Below are 4,023 nucleotides of genomic sequence, written 5' to 3'. Positions count from 1 at the left end.
CGAGCGTGGCATAGTCCGCGCGTCTTTCCGGTGTCACGAAAGCCGTGATCGGCACCGCGACGACGCCCGCCCTGTCGGGGAGACTGCGACAGAACGCGTCGGCGTCGATGGCACCGACCGGCGCCGCGTCGGCGACGGTGAAGTAGGAGCCGGCCGGAGGGGAGACCGCGAGACCCGCCGCGATGAGGCCGGCCCCCAGCAGATCGCGTTTGCGACGCAGGGTGTCCGCGATCCCCGTGAAGAAGGCGTCGGGCAGGCGCAGGCCGACGGCGATCGCCGGCTGGAACGGCGCGCCGTTGACATAGGTGAGGTACTGCTTGACGGTCATCGCGGCATCGATGAGGTCGGCCGGCCCGGTGGCCCATCCGATCTTCCACCCCGTGGCGGCGAAGGTCTTGCCCGCCGACGAGATCGCGACCGTCCGCTCTCTCGCGCCCGGAAGCGAGTGGACGGGTGTGCGCCGGCCGTCGAGGACCAGGTGCTCGTACACCTCGTCGGTGACGATGATCGCGTCGTGCCGCTCCGCGAGGGCGACGACGTGCTCCAGCACGGCGCGGTCGAAGACGGTGCCGGTGGGGTTGTGCGGGTCGTTGATCAGGATGATGCGGGTGCGGTCGGTCACCGCGGCCGTCAGCTCGTCGAGGTCCGGCTGGAAGTGCGGCCACCGCAGCGGGACCGTCACCAAGCGTGCTCCGGCGAGCGCGACCAGCGCGGCGTAGGCGTCGTAGTAGGGCTCGAAGACGACGACCTCGTCGTCGGGGGAGTCGATGAGGGCCAGGAGCGTCGCCGCCAATCCCTCGGTCGCCCCGGCGGTCGCGATGACCTCGGTCGCCGGGTCGAACGTGACACCGTCGAACCTGCTGCGGTGCTCGGAGACGGCGGCGAGGAAGTCGGGGAGACCCCGACCCGGCGGATACTGATTCACCCCGTCGGAGATCGCCTGCCTCGCGGCCTCGCGCACGGCCGCGGGCCCGTCCTCGTCGGGGAAGCCCTGCCCGAGGTTGATCGCGCCCGATTCGGCCGCCAGCACCGACATCTCGGCGAAGATGGTGGGGGAGGCGACGCCGTCCGCGCTCATGAGACCGGCGCCTCGAGCGGTGCGGCGCCACGCGCCGGGAATCTCTCGCATCGGGCCCACGCTACTCGCATAGAGGCATCCCATCTCCGCCATAGGGAACCCACAGACTCGCTCGGCATGGTAGTCAGCGCTAGGCAGAAGGAGCAGCAATGACCGAGAACCAGGGCGAGCGCCCCGAAGACCGCACCCCCGAGGAGCCGCAGGTCGGCGGCGAGGCCGTCTGGCAGCCGCCGCGTCCGACGACGCCGGCGAGCGAGGGCTACCCGCAGCCCGTTCCGCCTGCCGCCGGTCCTGCGGTGGCGGCGCCGCAGACGCCGGCACCGCAGGCGCAGACGCCGCAGACGAGCATCCCGCCGCGCCCCCAGGCGCCCTACGGACAGTACGCGTTCGGGCCGGCCGTGCCCACCGGCACGCAGCAGACGGTGCCGTTCGCGGATTCCACCCCGCCCGCCGGCCGGCAGAAGGTCGGCGCGGGCAAGGTCGTCGGCATCATGGTCGCCGCGGCGATCGTCGGAGGCGCGGCCGGTCTCGGCGGCGCATACGCCGGCGCCTCACTCTTCTCCACCTCGAGCTCGACCACGGTGGCGGGGCCGTCGACGGTGACCGTCAACGACACCGACGCGGTGAATCAGACCACCGGCATCGCGGCGAAGGTGGTGCCGAGCGTCGTGACGATCTCGGCGAGCAACGGCAGCACCGGGGGGACCGGTTCCGGTGTCGTGCTCAGCGAAGACGGCTACGTCGTGACGAACACGCACGTCGTGACCCTCGACGGTGCGACCGCGGACGCCACCATCACCGTCAGCACATCCGACGGTCGCGTGTTCGACGCCGAGATCGTCGGAACCGACCCGATCTACGACCTCGCCGTGATCAAGCTCACCGACGCCGAAGGCCTCACCCCCATCGACTTCGCGTCGTCGGCCGACCTCAACGTCGGTGACACGACCGTCGCAGTCGGTGCACCGCTCGGCCTGTCGAACACGGTCACCACCGGCATCGTCAGCGCGCTCAACCGGTCGATCCAGATCGCCTCGTCCGCGGCGCCGGAGACGACCGAGGACGACACGCAGGACGACGGCAACGACCGCACCCCGCCCTTCTACTTCGACTTCGGCGACGAAGGGCAGCAGACAACGGCGACCGAGACGATCTCCATCGCCGTCATCCAGACCGACGCCGCGATCAACCCGGGCAACTCCGGCGGCGCGCTCGTCGACGACGAGGGGGCGCTCATCGGCATCAACGTCGCGATCGCCTCGGCCGGCAGCTCCGCTGAGGCCGGATCGATCGGCGTGGGCTTCTCCATCCCGTCCGACGTCGTGCAGCGCGTCACCGACGAGATCATCGCCGACGGGACCGCCACCCACGGCCTGCTCGGCGCGAGCGTGACGCCCGCCGCGTCGGTGGAAGGTGCGACGATCTCGGGTGCCTACCTCGCGGACATCTCCGCCGGCGGCGCCGCTGAGGGCGTCGGGCTGCAGGTCGGCGACATCGTCACCGCCTTCAACGGCGTTCCGATCACCGATGCCACCGATCTGACCGCGCAGGTGCGCGCCGCCGCCGGCGGCAGCGACGCGACGATCACCTTCGTGCGCGACGGGGAGACCCGCACGGTCGATGTGACCCTGGGCGAGCTCGGCTGAGCCTCGCCGCACCGAGGACGCCGCCCCGCTAGGCTCGCGGGGTGGCGTCCTTCTCGTTCGGCGCGGGGAATGCGCGCAAGATCCTCAGCATCCCCCTCTATGCCCTCGGTCGCCTCGCCACCGCGGTGATCCCGCGCACTGCGGACCGGTGGGTGTTCGGATGCGCCGTCGGCGTCGCCGACGGCGCGTGGGCGCTGTGGAACGCGGCCGGTGGCGATCTGCAGAGTCGCGCGACGTGGCTGGTCGCCGACGACGTCGAGGCGGCGGAGGCGACCCGACGGGGGATCCCGTGGGTGCGCAAGAACTCGCCGACCGGCTTCTGGCGCACCGCGCGAGCCCGCGTCGTCGTGATCACCCACGGCTTCGGCGACGTCCAGCGCTACGCCGTGTCCGGAGCTTTCGTCGTCCAGCTGTGGCACGGCATCCCGCTCAAGCGCATCGGCCTGGACTCCCCGGTCACCACGCGCAGCCGCATCCTGCCCGGCTCGCGACTCGTGCGGGGGATGCTCGCGCGGATGTATCGGAGTGCGACTCGCCGCATCCGGATCCTCCCGGCCGCCTCCCACCGCGTGCGGGGTCGGCTCGAATCGGCGTTCGGGCTGCCGGAAGAGCGTGTGCCGGTGACCGGGGAGCCCCGGGTGGACGTGCTGTCGGCTGGGCGACCCGACGACCGTCGACGGGAGGCCCGGGCCGCGCTCGCCGCCGTGAGCGGGCGCGAGGTGGCCCGACATCGGGTGCTGTATGCGCCGACGTGGCGCGACGGTGACCCCGACCCGGCGGTGCCCGACGAGGAGGAGTGGCGCCTGATCACCGAAGTGCTGGAGCGCCATGACGCCGTGCTCTACGTGCGATCGCATCCCCTCGGCGCAGGCGACTACGTTCCGCCCCCCGGCGCTGCCCGCCGGCGCGTGCGCCCGCTCGGAGCCGACCTCGTGCGCGACGTGACGCCGCTTCTGGCGGGGTTCGACATCCTGGTCACCGACTACTCCTCGCTCGTGTTCGACTCCTCGCTCGTTCCGCTGCCCGTCGTCTTTCTCGCGCCCGACGTGGATCGATACGCTGCGGAGCGTGGTTTCTACGGCTCGTACCGTGACGTCGCGGGGGATGACGTGGCCGCCACGTGGGAGCAGGCCGTCGCGCAGATCGACGCCGTTCTCGGTGATCCGGCCGAACGCGCCCGACGCATCGAGCGCGCCGAGGAGCTCGACGTGCGGGTGCACGCGTTCCGAGACGGAGGGAACGCCGCGCGGGTGTACCGTGCCATTCTGACCGCCGTCGCCGACGAGCCGCCTTCCGGAT

General features: G+C 71.8%; 3 protein-coding genes. 2 read left to right on the top strand and 1 reads right to left on the bottom strand.

Annotated features, from left to right (window positions below):
- A partial coding sequence (locus tag B4E30_RS02390; protein WP_286793320.1) for an aminotransferase class I/II-fold pyridoxal phosphate-dependent enzyme occupies nucleotides 1-1,129 on the bottom strand: 1,129 nt, incomplete at its 3' end.
- A 98-nt stretch (nucleotides 1,130-1,227) separates the two neighbouring features.
- On the opposite strand from B4E30_RS02390, the gene B4E30_RS02385 reads away from it, so the two are divergent.
- Nucleotides 1,228-2,724 carry a S1C family serine protease gene (locus B4E30_RS02385; RefSeq protein ID WP_286793319.1) on the top strand — a complete coding sequence of 499 codons (1,497 nt, stop codon included), beginning with the start codon at nucleotides 1,228-1,230 and terminating at the stop codon, nucleotides 2,722-2,724.
- 41 nt (nucleotides 2,725-2,765) lie between these two features.
- Nucleotides 2,766-4,023 (top strand): CDP-glycerol glycerophosphotransferase family protein (locus B4E30_RS02380; RefSeq protein WP_286793318.1); only part of this gene is annotated, 1,258 nt, incomplete at its 3' end.

Source organism: Microbacterium sp. UBA3394 (assembly GCF_002358725.1).
Lineage (GTDB): Bacteria > Actinomycetota > Actinomycetes > Actinomycetales > Microbacteriaceae > Microbacterium > Microbacterium luteum.
The sequence above is the reverse complement of the archived record's forward strand: the minus strand, read 5'-3'. Positions and strand labels throughout refer to the sequence as shown.

What these genes read in the sequence shown, in the direction of transcription:
- B4E30_RS02385 (WP_286793319.1), top strand. Translation starts at nt 1,228, where the DNA reads ATGACCGAGAACCAGGGCGAGCGCCCCGAAGACCGCACCCCCGAGGAG.